Source organism: Curtobacterium sp. 8I-2 (assembly GCF_902506155.1).
GTDB lineage: Bacteria > Actinomycetota > Actinomycetes > Actinomycetales > Microbacteriaceae > Curtobacterium > Curtobacterium poinsettiae.
The window spans coordinates 1534666-1554705 of the sequence record NZ_LR732827.1; the positions used below are offsets into that span (position 1 = coordinate 1534666).

General features: G+C 72.0%; 18 protein-coding genes and 1 pseudogene. 11 read left to right on the forward strand and 8 right to left on the reverse strand.

Going from position 1 to position 20040, the window contains the following annotated elements; genetic code table 11:
- Positions 1-19 precede the first annotated feature (19 nt).
- Positions 20-1063, forward strand: coding sequence for a Gfo/Idh/MocA family protein (locus BOSE127_RS11140; protein WP_017886415.1), 1044 nt, complete (start codon positions 20-22; stop codon positions 1061-1063).
- Between the two features lie 166 nt (positions 1064-1229).
- On the opposite strand, the gene BOSE127_RS11145 is transcribed toward BOSE127_RS11140, so the two are convergent.
- Positions 1230-1970 carry an MBL fold metallo-hydrolase gene (locus tag BOSE127_RS11145; RefSeq protein ID WP_159557202.1) on the reverse strand — a complete coding sequence of 247 codons (741 nt, stop codon included), beginning with the start codon at positions 1968-1970 and terminating at the stop codon, positions 1230-1232.
- A gap of 63 nt (positions 1971-2033) precedes the next feature.
- Between BOSE127_RS11145 and BOSE127_RS11150 the strand changes: the two genes are divergently transcribed.
- From BOSE127_RS11150 to BOSE127_RS11165, 4 genes are all read left to right on the forward strand, one after another.
- The gene (locus BOSE127_RS11150; RefSeq protein ID WP_159557204.1) at positions 2034-2549 is read left to right on the forward strand and encodes a hypothetical protein; all 516 of its coding nucleotides are present in this window, start codon (positions 2034-2036) and stop codon (positions 2547-2549) included.
- A gap of 4 nt (positions 2550-2553) precedes the next feature.
- Complete coding sequence (locus BOSE127_RS11155; protein WP_071250618.1) at positions 2554-3585, forward strand: YihY/virulence factor BrkB family protein; 1032 nt, start codon at positions 2554-2556, stop codon at positions 3583-3585.
- A gap of 61 nt (positions 3586-3646) precedes the next feature.
- A complete protein-coding gene (locus BOSE127_RS11160; RefSeq protein ID WP_017886411.1) occupies positions 3647-4138 on the forward strand; it encodes a DedA family protein in 492 nt (163 codons plus the stop codon).
- Between the two features lie 10 nt (positions 4139-4148).
- Positions 4149-4844, forward strand: a complete 696-nt coding sequence (locus BOSE127_RS11165; RefSeq protein ID WP_042538655.1) for an SDR family oxidoreductase — start codon at positions 4149-4151, stop codon at positions 4842-4844.
- Positions 4845-4862: 18 nt separating this feature from the next.
- Here BOSE127_RS11165 and BOSE127_RS11170 read toward each other — a convergent pair whose 3' ends face one another.
- Positions 4863-6494, reverse strand: coding sequence for an ABC-F family ATP-binding cassette domain-containing protein (locus BOSE127_RS11170; RefSeq protein WP_159557206.1), 1632 nt, complete (start codon positions 6492-6494; stop codon positions 4863-4865).
- A 273-nt stretch (positions 6495-6767) separates the two neighbouring features.
- Here BOSE127_RS11170 and BOSE127_RS11175 point away from each other — a divergent pair, with 273 nt between their 5' ends.
- Entirely contained in the window at positions 6768-7193 is a 426-nt protein-coding gene (locus BOSE127_RS11175) for a DUF3151 domain-containing protein (RefSeq protein ID WP_071250612.1), read from the forward strand.
- A gap of 94 nt (positions 7194-7287) precedes the next feature.
- Here the strand turns inward: BOSE127_RS11175 and BOSE127_RS11180 are convergent, their stop codons facing one another.
- From BOSE127_RS11180 to BOSE127_RS11195, 4 genes and pseudogenes are all read right to left on the reverse strand, one after another.
- Entirely contained in the window at positions 7288-10323 is a 3036-nt protein-coding gene (locus BOSE127_RS11180) for a glycoside hydrolase family 2 TIM barrel-domain containing protein (RefSeq protein WP_159557208.1), read from the reverse strand.
- Positions 10320-11288: a carbohydrate ABC transporter permease gene (locus BOSE127_RS11185; RefSeq protein WP_042538649.1), complete on the reverse strand. Its 969-nt coding sequence runs from the start codon at positions 11286-11288 to the stop codon at positions 10320-10322. The genes BOSE127_RS11180 and BOSE127_RS11185 overlap by 4 nt, the downstream gene beginning before the upstream one ends.
- A gap of 161 nt (positions 11289-11449) precedes the next feature.
- Positions 11450-12400: pseudogene (locus tag BOSE127_RS11190) on the reverse strand (carbohydrate ABC transporter permease); the annotation flags it as partial.
- The gene (locus tag BOSE127_RS11195) at positions 12397-13755 is read right to left on the reverse strand and encodes an extracellular solute-binding protein (RefSeq protein ID WP_031259368.1); all 1359 of its coding nucleotides are present in this window, start codon (positions 13753-13755) and stop codon (positions 12397-12399) included. The gene BOSE127_RS11195 and the pseudogene BOSE127_RS11190, both read right to left, overlap by 4 nt.
- Before the next feature lie 208 nt (positions 13756-13963).
- On the opposite strand from BOSE127_RS11195, the gene BOSE127_RS11200 reads away from it, so the two are divergent.
- The 3 genes from BOSE127_RS11200 to BOSE127_RS11210 all read left to right on the forward strand — a co-directional run bounded on the left by BOSE127_RS11200 (position 13964) and on the right by BOSE127_RS11210 (position 16406).
- Positions 13964-14305, forward strand: coding sequence for a hypothetical protein (locus BOSE127_RS11200; RefSeq protein WP_159557210.1), 342 nt, complete (start codon positions 13964-13966; stop codon positions 14303-14305).
- Positions 14286-15452 carry a baeRF2 domain-containing protein gene (locus BOSE127_RS11205; protein WP_159557212.1) on the forward strand — a complete coding sequence of 389 codons (1167 nt, stop codon included), beginning with the start codon at positions 14286-14288 and terminating at the stop codon, positions 15450-15452. Before BOSE127_RS11200 ends, BOSE127_RS11205 begins: the two co-directional genes overlap by 20 nt.
- 111 nt (positions 15453-15563) lie before the next feature.
- Positions 15564-16406 (forward strand): formate/nitrite transporter family protein, encoded by an 843-nt coding sequence (locus BOSE127_RS11210; RefSeq protein WP_159557214.1) that lies wholly within the window; start codon positions 15564-15566, stop codon positions 16404-16406.
- Positions 16407-16463: 57 nt separating this feature from the next.
- Here BOSE127_RS11210 and BOSE127_RS11215 read toward each other — a convergent pair whose 3' ends face one another.
- Complete coding sequence (locus BOSE127_RS11215) at positions 16464-17672, reverse strand: MFS transporter (RefSeq protein WP_159557216.1); 1209 nt, start codon at positions 17670-17672, stop codon at positions 16464-16466.
- Positions 17673-17767: 95 nt separating this feature from the next.
- Here BOSE127_RS11215 and BOSE127_RS11220 point away from each other — a divergent pair, with 95 nt between their 5' ends.
- A complete protein-coding gene (locus BOSE127_RS11220) occupies positions 17768-18469 on the forward strand; it encodes a GntR family transcriptional regulator (protein WP_235045662.1) in 702 nt (233 codons plus the stop codon).
- 66 nt (positions 18470-18535) lie between these two features.
- On the opposite strand, the gene BOSE127_RS11225 is transcribed toward BOSE127_RS11220, so the two are convergent.
- A complete protein-coding gene (locus BOSE127_RS11225; RefSeq protein ID WP_017886398.1) occupies positions 18536-18685 on the reverse strand; it encodes a hypothetical protein in 150 nt (49 codons plus the stop codon).
- Positions 18686-18912: 227 nt separating this feature from the next.
- Here BOSE127_RS11225 and BOSE127_RS11230 point away from each other — a divergent pair, with 227 nt between their 5' ends.
- Positions 18913-20013: a LacI family DNA-binding transcriptional regulator gene (locus BOSE127_RS11230; RefSeq protein ID WP_031259366.1), complete on the forward strand. Its 1101-nt coding sequence runs from the start codon at positions 18913-18915 to the stop codon at positions 20011-20013.
- Positions 20014-20040 lie beyond the last annotated feature (27 nt).

Here is a 20040-nt window from a genome sequence, read left to right on the forward strand (position 1 = left end):
GCCACGAAGGAGTGCACGCATGAGCGTCCGGATCATCCACGTCGGTCTCGGAGGGTGGGGCGGCAACTGGGCCCGCACCGCCATCCCAGAGGTGTCGGAAGTGCAGGTGGTCGGGATCGTCGACCCGTCGGCGCCGACGCTCGAGGCCGTGCGGACCGACCTCGGGCTCCCGGCCTCCGCCGCGTTCGCGTCCCTGACCGAGGCGCTCGCCACGGTCGAGGCCGATGCCGTCGTCATCACCGCCCCGGCCGTGACGCACGTGCCGCTCGCGCTCGAGGCGCTCGAGGCCGGCAAGCACGTCCTGGTCGAGAAGCCGTTCGCGAACACCACCGACGAGGCCGTCACCGCGGTCCGCCGCGCCGAGGAGCTCGGCCTGGTGCTGCAGGTCAGCCAGAACTACCGCTGGTACCCGGCACCGCGGGTCGTGCAGGAGATGCTCGAGGCCGACGTCGTCGGTGAGGTCTCCGCGATCAACGTCGACTTCCGGCAGTGGGACAACGACCAGCCCGCCGAGACGTACCCGCACTACCGGTTCCCGCACGCGATGATCAACGACATGGCGATCCACCACTTCGACCTGCTCCGGATGATCACCGGGCAAGAGGCCGTTCGCGTCTTCGCCAAGGCCAGCTACCCCGCCTACAGCAAGTACCAGGACGAAGCGGTCGCCTCGATGATCATCGAGCTCGACGGCGGCACGGTCGTCAACTACCGCGGCAGCTGGCTGAGCCGCGGCCCGCGCACCGCGTGGGCCGGCGAGTGGAGCATCGAGGGTGAGGACGGCGAAGTCTGGTTCACGAGCCGCGACGGCGAGCCGAACGCCGTTGCCGGCGACCGGGTGACCGTCCGCCGCACCCAGGACGACGAGGCCGAAGTGGTCGAGCTCCCCGTGCTCGCACACACCGACCGCCAGGGCGGCCTGCAGGCGTTCGCCCGCTCGGTGCAGGGCGGTCCCGCCCCGGAGACGAGTGGGCGCGACAACCTGCGGAGCCTCGCGCTGATGGAGGCCGCCGGCCGCTCCGCGGCGTCCGGCCTGCCCGAGGACGTCGTCGTCCCGTCCTGACCGCACCCACCGACGGCCTGGAGGCACGGGGCGGGCCCGCACCGCGCCTCCAGGCCGTCGTCGGTCGCTCCACCGCGTCGGTGACCTTTCGCGCTCACCGACAGTCCACGCGTCGGAGCGCCCGTGACGTGTCGCTGCGCGCGTGGACTCGCGAGCTGGTCTCGCGTCAGGCGGCGCCCGCCGCCCGCCGCGCCTGCGCGACGGCCCGCCGCACGCCGAGCGACCATGCTGACCCGTGGCCCGGCAGCACGTGCTTCGCCTCGGTGTCCGCCAGCAGCTCGAGCGACGCGACCGCCGTGTCGACGTCCGACGTCGCCGCAGGTGCGACGATCCGCGGTCCGATCCCGCCGGTGTACGGGTCGAAGGTGACGAGCGCGTCCCCGGCGATCACGGCGTCGCGGTCGGCGAAGTGCAGGGCCACGTGCCCGTCGGTGTGCCCGGGGGTCTCGATGATCCACGGGGTGCCGGGCACGTCGGCGCGGTTCTCCAGCGGCTCGGTGTCGGCGATGCCGTTGACCGTGGCCGCACCGGCGAGCAGCATCCGACCCAGGGGACGCAGGCCGCCCGGGTGCAGCGCCACGAACCCGAAGCGGTTCGCCTGGGGCCGGTACGAGTACGGGTGCGCGGCGAGGTGCCGGTCGCCCGGGTGCACGAAGACGGGCGTGCCCCAGTCGCGGTGCATCCGCGCAGCGGTTCCGACGTGGTCGAAGTGCCCGTGCGTGAGCAGCAGGCCCTCGACCCGATCGGGCGTGTAGCCCAGGTCGTGCACGGCGAGCTGCAGGTGCGGCCACGCGGCGGGCAACCCCGCGTCGATGACGAGCAACCGGTCGCCGGTCTCGACGAGGTACGTGTTGGTGTGTGCGATCTCGAGGCGGTGGATCCCCTCGGCGGTGTCCCGGAAGAGCATGTGCGGCACGGTAGGCGCGGGCTGCTGGGCAGCATCCCGGGTGGGACGTGTACGAAATGGGGAATGGCCAAGGACAGTCTGCCCGAGCTCGAACTCGCCAACGTGCGCACGCGCGAGCGCATCACGGACACCGTGACGGAGCTGAAGCGGCGCGCGGACCTGCCCGCCCGCACCCGTCTGGCGGTCGCCAAGACGAAGCAGCGGTGGCACCGCGACCCCACGCCCCTGGTGGCGATGGGGCTGACCGGCCTGACCGGTGTCGCGGCGATCGTCCTCGGTATCGCGCTCCGGAACAAGCCCGCCGGGCACCTGGCGCAGCCACCGGCGAGCTCGGCCTTCACCGCGCTGCTGCCGTTCGGCGCTCGGGGTGACGCCCCGTCGGCGCAGGAGCGGTCGCAGGGCGGTCGGAAGGGTCGCAAGGCACGGGCGAAGGCCGCCGAGGAAGCCCTCGAGCGTGACCCGGCGCACCGGGGCCGCGTGAAGCAGCAGGTCGGCATCGCAGCGGTGCAGCGACGCGCGAACAAGAACCGCAAGCAGGCGGTCAAGCGGTCGAAGACGGCCGTGAAGGCGAGAGGCTAGTCCCATGGCGCACGAAGAGCAGAAGCCGGACCCGGATGACTCCCGGAAGCCCGACAACCCCACCGACCTGAAGAAGCCGACGCTCGTCTACACGCTGAAGAAGACGCTGCGCGAGTTCACGAGCGACCAGTGCACCGACCTGGCCGCGAGCCTGACGTACTACTCGGTGCTCGCGCTGTTCCCCGGGCTGCTGGCGGTCGTGTCGATCCTGGGCCTGGTGTCGGACCCGGCGAAGACCATCGACACCCTGCTCCAGGTCATCCGCAACATCGGCGGCGGTGACGTCGCGAACCTGCTCAAGGACCCGGTGAACGGCCTCGTCCGCTCGCCCGCCGCCCCCGTGACCTTCATCGTCGGTCTACTCGGCGCGCTCTGGTCGGCCTCCGGCTACGTCGGCGCCTTCGGCCGCTCGATGAACCGGATCTACAACGTCCGCGAGGGCCGGCCGATCTGGAAGCTCCGCCCGACCATGCTCGGCGTCACGGTGACCACCGTCGTCCTGCTCGTGGTCGGCCTGCTCGTGCTGGTGAGCGGGCCGCTCGCCCGGAGCTTCGGCGACGTCATCGGCCTGGGCGACGTCGCCGCGACGGTGCTCCTCATCGTGCAGTGGCCGATCCTGCTCGTCATCGCGATCATCGTCGTCGCAGTGCTCTACTACTGGTCGCCGAACGTCAAGCAGCCGAAGTTCCGCTGGGTCAGCGGCGGGTCGATCCTGGCGATCCTCATCTGGGTCATCGCGAGCGTCGGCTTCGGGTTCTACGTCGGGAACTTCTCGAACTACAACGCCACGTACGGCTCCCTGGGTGGGGTCATCGTGTTCCTGCTGTGGATCTGGATCACGAACAACGCCCTGCTCTTCGGTGCCGAGTTCGACGCCGAGATCGAGCGGGGCCGCGAGCTGCAGGCCGGCATCCGTGCCGAGGAGGACATCCAGCTCCCCGAGCGCGACACCCGCCAGATCGAGAAGCAGGACGAGCAGCGCGCGCAGGACGTGCTCGAGGGCATCCGCATCCGCCAGGGCGTCGACAACGACTGAGGGTCGCGCGTCCGACCGGCGCTGACGGGCGCTCTCCGGGTCGGGACGCTACGGTGCGAGCGTGCCGTCCTTCCTCGAGGGGCTCCCGTTCCGGTGGCTCGTCCTCGCGCTCTTCGCGATCGTGTTCTGCCGTGCGCAGGCCACGTACTGGGTCGCGCGGCTCGCGGTGACGGGTGCGTCCCGCTCGCGGTGGGGCGGGTGGCTGCGGTCGCCGGCGGTCCGTCGTGGTTCGGCGCTGCTCGACCGCTGGGGCCTGCCCGTCGTCACGGTGAGCTTCGTGGTGGTCGGCCTGCAGACGGTGATGAACGCCGCAGCAGGGCTGGCACGGGTCGCCTGGTGGCGGTACACGATCGCGATGGTCCCTGGCTGCGTCGCGTGGGCCTTCCTGTACGCGACCGTCGGGCTCGCCGTGTTCTGGGCGGTCGTCGCGGCGCTCGCCGGCTCGCCGTGGGGCATCGTGGCGCTCGCTGGTCTCGTGGTCGTCGCCGGCGTCGCACTGACGGTCCTGCGTCGTCGCCGCGACCGCACAGGAGGCCCGGCCCGGCTTCCGTAGGCTGGCCTCCGTGACGACAGACCAGCTCCAGAACCGTCCGGTCGCCCTGGTGACCGGAGCCACCCGCGGCATCGGCCGCGCGATCGCCGCCGACCTCGGCCGCACCCACCACGTGCTCGTGGGTGGCCGATCCGCCGACGCCGTGGACGCCCTCGTGCAGGAACTGCCGAGCGCGGCGCCGTTCGTCGGTGACCTGGGCGCGGGCGAGGTCCCGGCGCTGCCGGCGCGGCTCGACGTGCTCGTGCACTCCGCCGGTGTCGAGCAGGGCACCACCGTCGCCGACACCCCGCGCGCGGTGTGGGAGCAGGTCTTCGCGACGAACGTGTTCGCGGTCGCCGAGCTCACCCGGCTGGCGCTGCCGGCACTGCGGGCGGCCCGGGGCATCGTCGTGCCGATCAACAGCGGCTCCGGGTTCCACTCGGGCCCCGGCGGTGGCGTGTACGCGGCGTCGAAGTTCGCGCTGCGGGCCTTCGCCGATGCCCTGCGCGAAGAGGAGCGGGCGAACGGCGTGCGGGTGTCGAGCGTCCACCCGGGCCGGACCGACTCGGACATGCAGCGGCAGCTCGTGGCGAAGCTCGGGGAGTCCTACGACACCGACTACTACCTGGCGCCCGAGGACGTCGCCGCCGCGGTCCGCACCGTCGTCGACCTGCCCGAGCGCGGCACCGTCGAGTCGCTCGCGATCCGGCCGACCCGACGGCGCTGACGTCCGTCCGTCGACGGGTCACCGCAGCTCGATCCGTTCGTCGAGCTCGAGCCGTTCCAGGAACGTCTCGTCGTGGCTCACCACGACGAGTGCACCTCGGTAGGCCCGCAGCGCGTCCACGAGCTGGTCGACGCTCGTCAGGTCGAGGTCGTTCGTGGGCTCGTCGAGCACGAGCAGCTGCGGCGGCGGGTCGGCGAGCACCAGGGCAGCCAGCGCAACCCGGAACCGCTCCCCGCCGGACAGGTCCCCGGCCGGACGGCCGACGGTGTCGCCGCGCACCAGGAACTTCGCCAGCCGGTTCCGGACCTCGGCGACGGGCACGTGCGGGGCATCCCGGCGCACGTTGTCGAGCACCGTGACGGTGTCGTCCAGGCTGTCCTTCCGCTGCGGCAGGTACGCGATCCGGTCGACGTGGGCGACGGCCGTGGTCGCCGGCAGCGGGTGCTCCCGGGCCGCGGGGTCGCCGACGAGCTGCTCGAGCAGCGTGGACTTGCCGACGCCGTTGTCCCCGGTGACGGCGATCCGCTCCGGCCCCTGCACGATGACGTCCCGTCCGCGGACGGTCACGGTGGCGATCCGACGCGATGCCGGCACGTCCGGGTCGGGCAGGGTGACGTGGATCGACTCGTCGTCGCGCAGACGGAGTTCGGCCTCACGCTTGGACGCAAGTGCGGCAGCTTCGTCGTCCGCGTACCCGACGCGCAGACGACCGGCGGTTTCCTGCGCCTTCTTCCGCTGCTCGTTCGCCAGGATCTTCGGCATCGAGCGGCCCGCCTTCTCGCCCGCCTTGGCACGACGGGCGATCTTCGTCTCCGCCTCGATGCGCTGCCGCTTCTCGGTACGGTGCCGCTGCTCGGCGACCCGGACCTCGCGCTCGACGGCCGCCTGCTGCACGGCGAGGTGCTCCTCGAACGCGCTGAAGGTCCCGCCGAACACGGTCATCGACCCGGCGCGGAGCTCCACGGTCTCGTCGACGTGTTCCAGGAGTTCCCGGTCGTGGCTGACGAGCACGAGCGTTCCGCGCCAGTCGTCGACCAGGTCGAGGAGCAGCCCGCGGGCCCGACGGTCCAGGTTGTTCGTGGGCTCGTCCAGGAACACGATCGGTCGCGCGCGCAACCGCACCCCGGCGACGGCGACGAGCACGGACTGCCCGCCGGACAGCGTCGACACCGGCCGGTCGAGGTCGGTGCCGTCGAGCCCGACCCGGTCGAGCACCGCGGCGGCCCGTTCCTCCAGGTCCCAGTCGTCGCCGACTGCCTCGAGTTGTGCGGCCGTGGCGTCCCCGGCCAGGACGGCCCGGAGCGCGGTGAGTGTGGGCCGGATGCCGAGCAGGTCGGCGACGGTGTCGTCCGCGCTGGCGTGGGCCCACGCCGCCGGTTCCTGATCGACGCGCCAGCGGCGATCAGGCCGTGCCGGTGGGGAGAGTCGTTGCGGCAGGTGGTCGACGGGGCCCGACGTCGCGATGCTGCCCGACGTGGGGTGGAGCCGGCCGGTCGCGAGCCGGATCAGCGTGGACTTGCCGGCCCCGTTCCTCCCGACCAGGCCGGTCCGGCCACGGCCGAAGGCAGCGGTGAGGTGATCGAGCGCGACGGTGCCGTCGGGCCAGGCGAAGGTGACGTCGTGCAGGACGACGGACGGACTGGTGGGCATGGAGGTGTCTCCCGGTGTCGATGCTGGGCGCACGACACCGAGGCCACCGCGGTGCGGTGGAGCGCCCGACGGGGCGCGCGATCACGGTGTCAGCGCGTGGGCTGAGCGGTACCGGTGATCGACAGCAATCCGTCTGCTTCCGTCGGGGGACCCCCGTGTCCGCCATCCGTTCCGCCGGTCGGTCTCCCGCCCCGGCGGCCCCGCGATGACGACGAGGTGACCCTACGGTAATCCCGTGACACGGGCAGCCGCAAGGGATGACAGGCTGGGGGCATGCCGGAGAACCTGTTGCCGACCCCGTCGTCGAACCCCGAGACCCTGCTGCCCGCTGAGCCGGAGGTGACCGCCGCGATCGAGGCGGACGCCCCCGTCGCCAGCGTGGTGGTGTCCCACCCGTCGTCGAGCCTGGCGTGGGCGCTGCTCGCCGACGAGGCGTGGGCGCGCGGCGCGACCCTGGAGTCCTACGCGTACGCCCGTGTCGGGTACCACCGTGGGCTCGATGCCCTGCGCAAGGCCGGCTGGCGCGGTGTCGGCCCGGTGCCGTGGTCGCACGGCCCCAACCGTGGCGTGCTGCGGGCGTTGTTCGCCCTGCGCCGTGCGGCCGAGGCGATCGAGGAGCCGGGCGAGGCTGAGCGCCTGACCGACTTCCTGAACGCGAGCGACCCCGAGGCGCTGCGCGCCCTATCCGCCGGCGCGTAGGGCCCACACGCAAAACACCGGTGTTCACACTGCACGCCGCGGGATGCGGGTGTGCAACGTGCGAACACCGGTGTTTTGCGAGAGCCGACCCCGCCTAGCCCAGCAGCACGCTCCAACTGAACGCCTGCGGCCAGAGCTGGTGCTCCGGCAGCACGTCGAGCCCGCACGCCCGGCTGCCGAGCCCGTGCTGCGCGGCGTCGAGGTACAGGTACAGGTGGTCCGACGTCGGCAGCTCGTACGGGTGCTCGGCGCGGTCGATCTGCTGCGCGGTCCACGGCGACAGGGTGAACCCCGCACGGTGCGACCCAACGGTCGACACCGTGAACGGCCCGACGGACAACGAACGCAGGTCGGGCCGGTGCCCGGTCTCCTGCGGCCGCGAGTACTCCACCCCGAGCGACCGCACCGGCGCGGTGAACCGCCCGACCCGGGCAGCGTGCGAGGAATCGGCGTACGACTCGAGCGGTCCGGTCCCGAACCAGGTTGCGTCCCCGTCCGCCAGCGACGCCGGCAGGTCGAATCGCACCCCGATCCGCGGCCACGTGACGTCCCACGCGCCGAACGGCACGGCGTCGGTCTGCAGCACGAGCCCGTCGGACGTCAGGGTCCAGCGGTGCGTGACCTCGAGGCCCCACCCGCTGTTCGCCGCCGCGACGCGCACGTGCTGCTCCAGACCGGTGTCGGTGCGCGACACCGACACCAGCCGGTGCGTCAGCCGGTCCAGCCCGCGATCGCGCCAGCGCGTCGCCGACGGGGGAGCCGTCGGGTCGCCGACACCGTGCGTGAGCACCGGGTCCGCGGTCTCGTAGCCGCCCTGTGACGCCAGGCTGTCGTTGTCGGTCGGTGCGCGCCAGAGTTCCAGGCGGGGCCCGGCCACCTCGTGGCCTTTCCAGGACGCCAGGTCACCGCGCGCGTTGAACGTGCCGTCGCCCAGGTGGTCGCCGTCCCACCCTTGCCTGGAGGCCCGTGGTGCGTCCGCCGCGCGCGCCGCGACGAGCCGCTGGGTGCGTGCGACGACGTGGCCGGTGTCCGCCCACGCGGTCGGCCCCGCCAGTTCCACGGTCAGGTCGAACCAGAGCTCGTCGCCGGGTGCGAGTTCGGACGTGGCCGCGTCGAGCACCTCCGCGGGCACCGGGACCGTCGCCGACGCACGTGCGGCGACGATGCCCGTGGACAGGCGCCCCGAGGCCTCGACGACGCCGTTCCGCGACAGGGTCCAGCAGAGCCGGAGCCCGGCGGTCGAGGCCGAGTGGTACCGGTTCTCGACCAGCACCGTGGTGTCCGAGACCGCCAGGCGGATCGGGGCCACGACGGCCGCGAACTCGGCGAGCCCCGGGGTCGGGGTGTCGTCGGGCAGCACCAGGCCGTCCATCACGAAGTTGCCGTCGTGCACGACCTCGCCGAAGTCGCCGCCGTACGCGTAGTAGTCCTCGCCGGTGGGTGTCTTCGCGAGCAGGCCGTGGTCCCGCCACTCCCACACGAACCCGCCGTGCAGCCGCGGGTACCGGTCGACCAGGGCTTCGTACTCGGCGATCTGCCCGGGGCCGTTGCCCATGGCGTGCACGTACTCGCAGTGGATGAAGGGCTTCGACTTCTGGCGCGCCGCCTCGGCCGGGCCGCAGCCGAGCAGGGGCGTCGGGGTGCCGCCGCCGATCGACTCGGTCTCCTGCAGCGTCGGGTACATCCGCGAGTAGACGTCGGTGTACTCGCCCGTGTAGTCGCCCTCGTAGTGCACGGGGCGCTCCGCGTCGCGGTCGTGCACCCACTGCGACATCGCCGCGAGGTTCCGGCCGGTGCCGGACTCGTTGCCGAGCGACCACATCACGATCGACGCGTGGTTCTTGTCGCGCTCGACGGTGCGGGCGATGCGGTCGAGGTAGGCCTCGGCCCACGCCGGGTCGTCGGAGGGGTTGCCGACCCAGTCGGTGAACAGGAACCCGTGGGTCTCCAGGTCGCACTCCAGCACCACCCAGAACCCGAGCTCGTCGGCCAGGTCGAGCACGCGGGGGTGCGGCGGGTAGTGCGAGGTGCGGATGGCGTTGACGTTGTGCCGCTTCATCAGCGCCATGTCGGCGCGGGCGTGCTCCTCGTCGAACACCCGGCCGCGCACGGGGTGGGTCTCGTGCCGGTTCACGCCGTGGAACACCACGCGCTCATCGTTCACCAGGAACCGGTCGCCGACGATCGACACGGTGCGGAACCCGAGCCGGAGCGAGACGGCCTCGCCGCCGGCGGTACCGCCGGCGTCGGTGCCCGTCGACAGCGTCGCGTCGTACAGCTTCGGCAGCTCGGCGCTCCACGGCTCGACGCCCTCGACCTCGATCGGTGCGACGTCGTCGGCCGTTGCCCAGGTCACGTCGAGGCCCAGGTCGGGCACCGCGAACCGCACCGGGAACACCGCGTCGAGCGTCGGGAACGTGATCGTGCCGGTCCCCGTCTCCGGGCGCCCCGACGCCGCGGTGCCCGCCGATGCAGCCGTGCCGAGCGTCGCCTGCCAGCCGGCCTGGACGAACACGTCGTCGATCGCCGCCGTGGGGCGGGCGAGCAGCGTGACGTCGCGGAAGATGCCGGGCAGCCACCACTGGTCCTGGTCCTCCAGGTAGGACGCCGCCGACCACTGGTGCACCCGGACCGCGAGCTCGTTCGCTCCCGGCCGCACCAGGTCGGTGACGTCGAACTCGGTCGCCAGGCGCGAGCCCGTCGACCAGCCCACGAGCGTCCCGTTCAGCCACACCCGGAAGTGCGACTCGACCCCGTCGAACCGCAGCAGCACCCGGCCGGCGGCGTCGAACGACGACGGCAGCTCGAACGTGCGGCGGTGGTCCCCGGTCGGGTTCTCCTCCGGCGGGTGCGGCGGGTCGATCGGGAACGGGTACTGCAGGTTCGTGTAGCTCGGCGCACCGTGGCCGTGCAGTACCCAGTGCGACGGCACCGGGAGCTCGCCCCAGGCCGGGTCGTCGTCCTCCCCACCCTCGGTCGCGAAGTCCTCGGAGACCGAGGCGACGGGCGACCACCGGAACCGCCAGTCCCCGTTCAGCGACAGGGACGGGGCGTCGGTGTGCAGCCAGGCACGGGGTGCCAGCCGCGAGTCGGAGCCGGGTGCGGTGGACGAGAGTGCGGAGTGGGTCAACCCTTGACCGATCCTTCCGTGAGGCCTCCACGCCAGAAGCGCTGGAGGACGATGATGGCGATGACGAGCGGGATGACCGAGACGAGCACCCCGCCGGTGGTGAGCTGGTAGAACTCCGGCAGGCGGTCGACCTGCGAGCGCCAGTTGTTCAGACCCAGTGTTATCGGGTACAGCTTCTGGTCTGCCAGCATGATGAGCGGCAGGAAGAAGTTGTTCCAGATCCCGACCACCTGGAACAGGAACACGGTGACGAGCGCGGGGGTCATCTGCCGGAGCACCACGGTGTGGAAGATCCGCAGTTCACCGGCGCCGTCGATGCGTGCCTGTTCGAGCAGGGTCGTGTCCACCGACGCCGCGGCGTACACCCGGCACAGGAACAGGCCGAACGGCGACACCAGGCTCGGGATGAGCACGCTCCAGTACGTGTCGGTCAACCCCATGGTCGAGAACAGCAGGAACAGCGGCAGCGCCGTCGCGGTCCCCGGCACGAGCACGCCGCCGAGGATCGTGCCGAACACGAACTGGCGCCCCCGGAAGTCGTACTTCGCCAGCGCGTACCCGCCGGCCGCGGCGAAGTAGGTCGCCAGGACCGCACCGACGCCGGAGTACAGGATGCTGTTCGCGATCCACCGGACGAAGATGCCGCCGTCGTAGGTGAACACCTGCTGCAGGTTGCTCCAGAGCGCGAACTCGCCGCCGAACCAGAACCCGTTCGTCGAGAACAGCGCGCCCGTGGTCTTCGTCGCCGCGATGACGACCCAGTACAGCGGGACGATGAAGTACAGCGCGACGACGACGAGGATCCCCGTGACGACGATCTGCGAGCGTGGGGACCGGTCGAGCTTCCGGCGCGCGCTGGAGCTCTGGGAGACGCGCCAGCGGCTCCGCGACGCCAGCGCCGAAGGAGCCTGCGACTGAGGGACATCCGGTAGGGACACCTTCGAGGTCGATTCCGTGGATGTCATCGGTCAGTCCCTTCGGTGGTCGCGACGCGACCGGCCTGGAGGCCCGGGTCGGCTTGGGTGGTGACCGTGCTGCCCGCCGCAGCGCGCGTCTGGAGCGCGGTGCGGGCCTCCCGGCCGTCGCGCCGTGCGCGCTTGCGTCGGTCGCGTTCGTCCTTGGGTGGACGGTTCGTCAGCGCGAGGAACGTGAACGACAGGATGAACGCGGCCAGGGCGATGATGACCGCCTGCGCACTCGCGACGCCGTACTCGTTGAACGCGAACGCGTTCGTGTACGCGGCGTAGTTCGGCGTGTACTCGGTGTCGATCGCCGGGGCGACCGTCGACAGGATCTGCGGCTCCGCGAAGAGCTGCAGCGTGCCGATGATCGAGAACACCGTCGTGAGCACCAGGGCCGGGGCGATGAGCGGGATCTGGATCCGCCACGCGACCTGGAACGCGTTGGCGCCGTCCACCTTCGCGGCTTCGTAGACCTCGCCGGGGATGGACTTCAGCTGCGCCACGATGATGAGCATGTTGTAGCCGGTGTACGTCCACGTGACGATGTTCGCGATCGACCACAGCACGCTGTTGGCGCCGAGGAAGTCCGGCTGCAGCCCCATCGACTGCAGCAGCGACACGATCGGCGACAGACCGGGCACGTACAGGAACGACCACAGGATCGTGGCGATGACCCCGGGGACGCCGTAGGGCATGAAGTAGACCGCCCGGAAGAAGCCCGGCCAGCGGGCGCTCGCCGACTCGAGCAGCAGCGCGAGGATCGTGCAGGCGATGATCATCACCGGGACCTGGACGATGCCGAAGAGCAGCATGCGGCCGATCGATGCGACGAACCCGCTGTCCTGCAGGGCGATCACGTAGTTGTCGAACCCCGCGAACCGGCCGACCACACCGTCCTCGCCGAACAGGCCCTCGCGGTCGACGGTGGTGAACGACTGGAACAGGGCACTGATGATCGGGATGACGAACGTCAGCAGGAACAGGGCCAGGAACGGGGCGAGCAGGATCCACGGGGCACGCTTCTGCGCGCTCGTGGCCTTCGTGCTCGTGCGGAACGCGGGGGTACTGCCGGCCGGTCGACCGGTGGTCCGTGGGGTGGTGGTCTGCTGGGTCATCGTGCCGTCCTGACGCTGAGGCCCTTGTCCTTGAAGGACTGGACGATCTCCCGCTGGGCGAGCTCCACGGCGTCACTGAGCTTCAGGCCCGAGGTGATCTTGCGGCGGAACTGGTTCTGCAGGCTGGTGAAGGCCGACTGGGTCACCGGGGACCAGGACCAGTCGATGTTCTGCTCCTTCGAGGCCGGCACGAAGACGTCCTCGTTGTAGTTCTGGCCGGAGAACCACTTCGACGGCTTCTCGCGCTGCGCCCCGATGTAGTCGACCGCGGGCGACCAACCGATGCCGCAGTACTTGATCATCGCGTCGATGCCCTCCTTCGAGGTGGTCATCCACGTGATGAACTCGAGCGCTTCCCGCGGGTGCTTCGCGTTCGCCAGCACCGCGGCCGTCGAACCGCCGATGGCGCTCGAGCCGAAGCCGTCGGCGCCCCACTTCTGCATCGGGGCGACCTTCCACTTGCCCTCGCCGCCCTGCACCGACTCGATGAGCGCGTCACCCCAGCTCGCACTGGTGACCGCGGCGATCTTGCCGCTCGCGGCCGCGGCGTACCACCCGGGGGAGTACGCGCCGGCGCTCGTGTCGACGAGCTTGTCGTCGATCACGCCGTCGAAGAAGTCGGCGACCATCAGGGTCTTGTCGTCGGTCATGTCGACGACCCACTCGTCGCCGTCGACCTTGAACCAGCGCGCACCGGCCTGCTGTGCGTACGCGGCGAAGGGTGAGGCGTCGGCGACCGGGAACACCTCGAGGTAGTTCTGCTTGCCGGTGCTCCGGACCTTGTCGGCCAGGTCACGCCACTCGTCCCACGTCGTCGGGGGTTCGCCGCCGGCCTGCTCGAGCAGCGCGGTCTGGTAGTAGAAGCCCATCGGGCCGGTGTCCTGCGGGATGCCGTAGATGCCGTCGACGAACGACACCTGCGCCCACGCGGCCTCGTCGTACTTCGACTGGAAGTCCTTCGCGCCGTACCGGGCCAGGTCGACCAGGCCGTTGGCGAGCATGAACTCGGGGATCTGCCGCAGCTCGACCTGCCCGATGTCCGGGCCACCGCCGGCCGCGAGCGCCGAGTACATCTTCTGGTACCCGCCGCTGTTGCCGCCGGGGATCCAGTTCGCCGACACCTGGATCTTCGGATGTGTCTTGTTCCAGACGTCGCAGACCTTCTGCAGGTCCTTGAGCCAGGCCCAGTAGGTGAGCTGGACGGTCTCACCCGAGGCCGCGGCGGGCACGAGGGCCGCCTTGTTGACGTTGGTCGAGCCCGGGACCGCACAGCCGGCGAGGAGCCCCGCCGCCGCCGTACCGAGGCCGAAGCCCAACAGGTGTCGTCTCGTGATCGGTCGTTGTGGTGGCGCCATTGCCGCACTCCGTTCGTCGTTGATCGGGGTTGCCCACACCCAACCACAGAACCGAATGCCGTTGTGGTTTCGTGACCGTACCGACACTGCGCGTTCCCGGCGCACCTTGGAACGGCCCCAGGCCCGGGCGCGGACCGTGGGGTCACAGAGCAGACACCGACGCCCCGGACGGCGAAGGCCGCCGGCGGCACGACCGGGAGGAGAAGCGATGACCGAACGCGGGAACACCACCCATCGCCCCGAACTCGACGAGCAGCTCGCGCACGAGGCGCAGAGCATCGTCCAGGGGCACGGCAGCAACGCCCACGTCGAGGAGTTCCGGCAGTCCGAGCCGGTCCCCGACGACACCGACGGCCCGGAGACCGTCGCCGCGTCGGGCTACGACGGCGAGCTCGAGGGCGAGCTGCAGGACGACACCACCGACGTGCTCCCCGAGGACGACGCCGACCGGGCCGACCCGCTGCCCCCCGGCGAGGGCGACGGAGCCGACGCGACCGTGTACCGCACCGAGACCAGGGAGGGCAGCACCGATGGCTCTGACGCAGAATGACGCGCCGCACCTGCAGTCCGGGATCGCCGAACGCCTGAAGCGCGGGGGCACCTGGACGTGGGCCTACGTCGACGCGTCCGGTGACCGTGAGGACCCGCAGCACCACGCAGCCCTGCAGCGCCGGAAGGCCGAGGACGTCCTGCGGTCGGCCGGGGCGGACGCCGAGGTCATCGACACGGTGATGGCCGAACTCGAGGAGACGCCCGGGGTGCCCGCGCCGGTCAGCCGGTACGTGCTCGTGCACGACGGCGAACTCGTGCTCAGCGAGGTCCTGCCCGGTCCGATGCACGCCCCGACGTCGATCGGCCACGACCCCGTGCCCGACCTGCTGCCGCTCCTGGCGCACCGGCCGCTCGACCTGCCGTTCCTGATCGTCGAGGTCGGTCGCGAGGGCGGTGGCCACCGCGCCTACCGTCTCGGCCACGCCGACGTGCCGGACCGGCGCGACGAGCAGCGCGTGCAGGGCCGCACCGACACGCTCCACAAGTTCCAGGGCGGCGGCTGGTCGCACCTGCGGTGGCAGCACCACACCGAGGAGATCTGGCGCGACAACCAGAACGAGGTCGCCACGTCCGTCGACGAGGCCTTCCGGCGGCTGCAGCCGAAGCTCATCGTCGTGGCGGGGGACATCCGTGCACGGGGGCTCCTGCTCGACCAGTTGTCCACCGAGGCTCGAGCCGTCGTGTCCGAGGTCCCGGTCGACCCCCGGGCGCCGGACGCGTCGGAGACCGCGCTCGTCGAGCACGTCGACATCGCGCTCGCCCGGGTCATCGCGACCCGCCGGCACGACTTCGAGGACCTGCTCCGCACCCACGTCGGCCGCGGGGACAACCAGACGGTCACCGGCCTCGGATCTGTCGTCGAGGCGCTGCAGCAGGCGCAGGCCTCGGTCGTCGCGATCGACGCCGCCGCGATCGGCGACCGCACCCTGCTCGCGCTGGGATCGGCGCCGTGGATCGCCACGGCACCCGAGCAGGCGGCGGGTGCGCCGGCCATCGGTCCGGTGCCGGCCGTGTGCGCGATCGTCCGGGCGGTCGCCCTCACCGACGCGGAGCTGCTGCTCGTGAACGCCGCGTCGCTGCCGAACGGTGCGCCCGCCGCGGCGTTGCTGCGGTGGCCGGTGGGACCGGCGGTGCCGGCCGCCTGAGCGGTGACCGGACGACGGACGGGAGGCCCGGTGCCAGCTGGTACCGGGCCTCCCGTCCGTCTCGGCGCGATCCTGCGGGCCGCCACGACGGCCGCGTATAGCGTCCCCGCCATGACCGACGACCGCCGACGTGAGCTCGGCACCAGCGACGCACCCGTGGAGGACGAACTCGCGGAGTCCTTCGACGCGACCATCGAGGAGGGCGCGGAGCGGCTGCAACGAACGGCCCGGGCCGTCCTCGTCACGGGGTTCTTCGGTGGCCTCGAGGTCGGTCTCGGGGTGATGGCGTACCTCGCCGTGCTCACCGAGACCGACAGCCACCTGCTCGCCGGGCTGGCCTTCGGCATCGGCTTCATCGCGCTGCACCTGGCGCACAGCGAGCTCTTCACCGAGAACTTCCTGATGCCGGTCGCGGCCGTGGTCGCCCGCGAGGGGACCGTGCTGCAGCTCGTGCGACTGTGGGGCGGCACCCTCGTGGCGAACCTCGCCGGTGGATGGGTGTTCATGTGGCTCGTCGTCCAGGCGTTCCCGCAGTGGCACGCCACGCTGTCGGAGTCGGCGCACCACTACGTCGACGCGCCGTTCGGGCTGCAGAGCATCGTGCTGGCGGTCCTGGGCGGCAGCACCATCACCCTGATGACGCGGATGCAGCAGGGCACCGACTCGGACCCCGCGAAGCTCGTCGCCGCCGTGGCCGGAGGCTTCCTGCTCGCCGGGCTGCAGCTCTTCCACTCGATCCTCGACTCGCTGCTCGTCTTCGGTGCGATCCAGTCGGGCGCGGACATCACCTACGGGCAGTGGCTCGGCTGGTTCGGGTACACGCTGCTGTTCAACGTCCTCGGTGGGCTGGTGCTCGTGACGGCGCTGCGTCTGCTCCGGACGAAGGAGCTCATGCAGGACCGCCGCCGGGAATCCCAGGACGACCCCGAGCGTGCGGACCACGAACAGGGCTGACGAGCGCGAGGGGCGGAGCGGACGGAGGGGGTCGATCGCGTTGCGTCGCGCGGACGGTCAGTCGTGGGAGCGGTCTCGGCGGGGCACCAGCGGGACGGCCAGCAGCGGGAGCACCGCCACGATGCCGAACGACGCCGCGAAGCCGAGCGCGCCGACCAGGGCGCCGATGCCCGGACCGACGGCGCTCGCCGCGATGAACTGCCCGGTGTTCTGCGCCCCGAGCGCCCGCCCCGACCAGAACGGCCCCGCCGCCTCGGCGACGGACGTGTACGCCAGCCCGTTGTCGGCGACCGTCACGCTCGTCGCGAGCACCAGGAACACCGCCGCCCCGGCCAGGTGCGTGGCGTCGACGACCGCGAGCACCGCCATCACCACCGCCGCGCTCACCGCGACGATCCGCAGGGGGCCGACGCGCGACCCGGCCCGGTCGCTCCAGCCGCCGACCAGGATCCGGCCGATCGCCCCGACGAACTGCGCGGCACCGACCAGCAGGCCGGCCGCCGGTGTCGACCACCCGAGGCCCACGAGCCAGACGAGCCCGTACGTCGACAGGGTGAACTGCGGCACCACGAGCAGGACCGACACCGCGTGCACCCGCCACAGGAACCCGCTCGAGCGGTAGGGGTTGGCGGTCGCCGTGGACACCGCGGCACGGGTCGGACGGGGCGGGTCCGAGATCCCGATCGCGCAGCACACCGCGAGCACGGCGCACAGCACGATCGGCAGGACCAGGGCCGCACGGATCCCCGAGCCCTCGGCCAGCTGCGGCACCGTCACCGCGGCGAGCGTCACCCCGAGCGGCTGCGACATCTGCCGGATGCCCATCGCGAGCCCGCGGCGCTCCTTCGGGAACCACCCCACCACGACCCGGCCGCTCGCGGCGTTCGTCGAGGCACTCGTCATGCCGCCGGCCAGGAACGCCAGCCCGAGCAGCACCGGGTCGCCCGCGGCCAGCCAGGCGCCGACGACGGTCAGTGTGGTGAGCACGAGCCCACCGGCGATGACGATGCGCTCGCCGAACCGGTCGGTGATCGCACCCCACGCGATGAGTGTCAGGACCATGCCGAACGTCGGAGCGGCGGCGAGCAGCCCGGCGGCCGGCAGGGACGTCCCGCGGCTGAGCAGGTGCGGGATGAGGAGCGCCGGCGCGGACACCACGAGCGTCCCCGCCGCCTGGGCCGCGACCCCGAGGGCGAGCATCGTCCAGGCGCGGGCGGAGACCGGTGGCGTCGTGGTGCATCGCTGCGGGGCGTCGGTCGTGGGCATGCGTCTCGGCCGTTCGTCGTCGTTCCAGCACGGAACGAATTGGTATACCACAACGGTATACCATTCCGGCCGCTCCGCCGCTAGGCTTGTCCGCCGTGACCGACCCGACCGACGACGCACCCGTGTCGCAGACGGCCCAGCTCTACGACAACCTGCGCGCAGCCATCCTGACCCTCGACATCGCACCGGGGGAGCGCATCTCGGAGCGTGGGCTTGAAGCACGGTTCCACGCCTCGCGCACGCCCGTCCGCGCCGCACTGTCGCGGCTCGAGCGTGAGGGGCTCATCCTGCACGAGGGTCGTTCGTGGACGGTCACCCCGATCGACCTCGACGAGATCGCCTCGCTCGCCGAACTCCGCGGCATCCTCGAACCCGCCGCCGCACGGCTCGCCGTCGAGCGCGCCACCGCCGAGCAGCTCGCCGAGGTCCGCGGGCACCTCGACACCCTCCGTCCCACCCCCGACCAGCAGGCCGGCATCCGGATGGGGTCGACGTTCCACCTGGACCTCGCCGCGCTCGGCGGCAACCGGTTCGTCACCGATGCGATCGCCGATGCCCTGACCCGACTCGAGCGCACGCGCTGGATCGAGGTCCGCACGCCCGAGGCGCGCGACGCCGCATGGGACGAGCACAGCGCCATCATCGACGCCGTGCGCGACGGCGACGCCGACCGTGCAGCGGAGCTCGTGGCCGCCCACGTCGCCGGCACCAACGACCGACTGCTGAGCTGGATCGCGCAGGAGCGCCGACGCCTGCGCGGGGCGGGCATGACGATCGTGGGCGCGACCGAGCGCTGACGCGGGCTGCGCTTGGGCGGCGCGCCGGGCCTCCTGGCCGTGGCGGGGGAGACCCGGCGTGGGCCGCTAGGGTCGGTCCGCCGACTCGGGCGACGCGTCGGCGTCGTCGAACGTGCGGATCGAATCCGTGCGTTCGAGCAGCGCGTCGCGCACCTCGGCCTCGTCGTGGCTCGCGCGGAGTGCGAGCTTGCTCCCGGAACGTGTCGACTGTGACATGTCGTGTCCTTCCCCTGCGTGTGGGCAACCTGGTCGGTGCGGGCCCGCGGCCCGCCGGTGCGCTTCCTCACGGGACGTACTGAGGTCGGAACAGTGTCGCGCGACCCCCGCTGTCCCGCAAGCGTTTCCGGCACCGTGTGGAGAACTCCCGGTACAGGGCATGCCTAGGATGGTCCGGCCGCACGGTCGAGGCGCGGCACCAGCGGACGTCGGACGGGAGGCACGGGTTGGCCGACCAGCGCACCGCACCCCCCACGGTCTACGACGTCGCCTCTGCAGCCGGCGTCTCCATCGCCACCGTCTCGCGTGTGCTCCGCACGCCCGACGCCGTCCGCGAGGGCACCCGGGACCGCGTGCAGGCAGCGATCCGGAGCCTCGGGTACGTCCCGTCCGGCAACGCCCGGGCCCTCGCCGGCAAACGCACCGGCGTCGTCGGACTGCTGCTGCCCGGCTTCGACGTGGTGCCCGACGAGCGGCCGGACCTGGTCACCGACGGTGGCGTCCGCGTGGTCGACGACCGACGCCACGTGACCCAGCCGTTCTCGTCCAACCTGTACTTCGACGAGGTCCTGCGCGGCGCCGAGACCGAGGCCTGGCAGCGGGGGCTCGCGCTCATGGTCGCCGCCGGCCGGGGGTCGTCGCGCGACGTCATCGTGAACGACGTCGCCGGCCGGGTCGACGGGCTCGCCGTGCTGGCGCAGACGGTGCCCGACGACCTGCTCGAGCACGTCGCCCGACGCATCCCGGTGGTGGTGCTCGCCGACGACCGGCGCTCGCACGGGTTCGACTCGGTGAGCGTGGACAACGCCGCGGGCATGCGGACCCTGGCGTCGCACGTGATCGGGCGCCTGGGGATCCGGTCCCTCGCGTACGTCGCGGGCCCGATCGACTCGCCCGACGACATGGAGCGCTCGGCGGGGTTCCGGGCAGCGCTGGCCGACCACGGGGTGCCGGCCTCGGCGGTGCGCACGGTGCACGGTGACTTCGGCAGGGCCCGGGCGCGGGAGCTCGCGGTGTCGCTGCTGTCCGACGTCGTCCCGCGCGCCGTCGTCTGCTCGAACGACCAGTCCGCGCTCGGGGTGCTCGACGCCGCCGCTGCCCGCGGGCTCCGCGTGCCGGAGGACCTCGTCGTGACAGGGTTCGACGGCATCGACGCCGGTCGGTTCTCGTCGCCGCGCCTGACCACGGTGCACCAGCCGATGGGGGCGCTCGGTCGTGCTGCGGTCCTGGCGATCGTCGACCGGCTGGAGCGCCGCGAGGGGCCGCCGCGCGCCGTGCGCCTGCCCGTCGAGGTGCTGCTGCGCGAGAGCTGCCCGCCCGCGCTGTAGCGTGCGTGCCGTCGCGAGGTCGCGAGG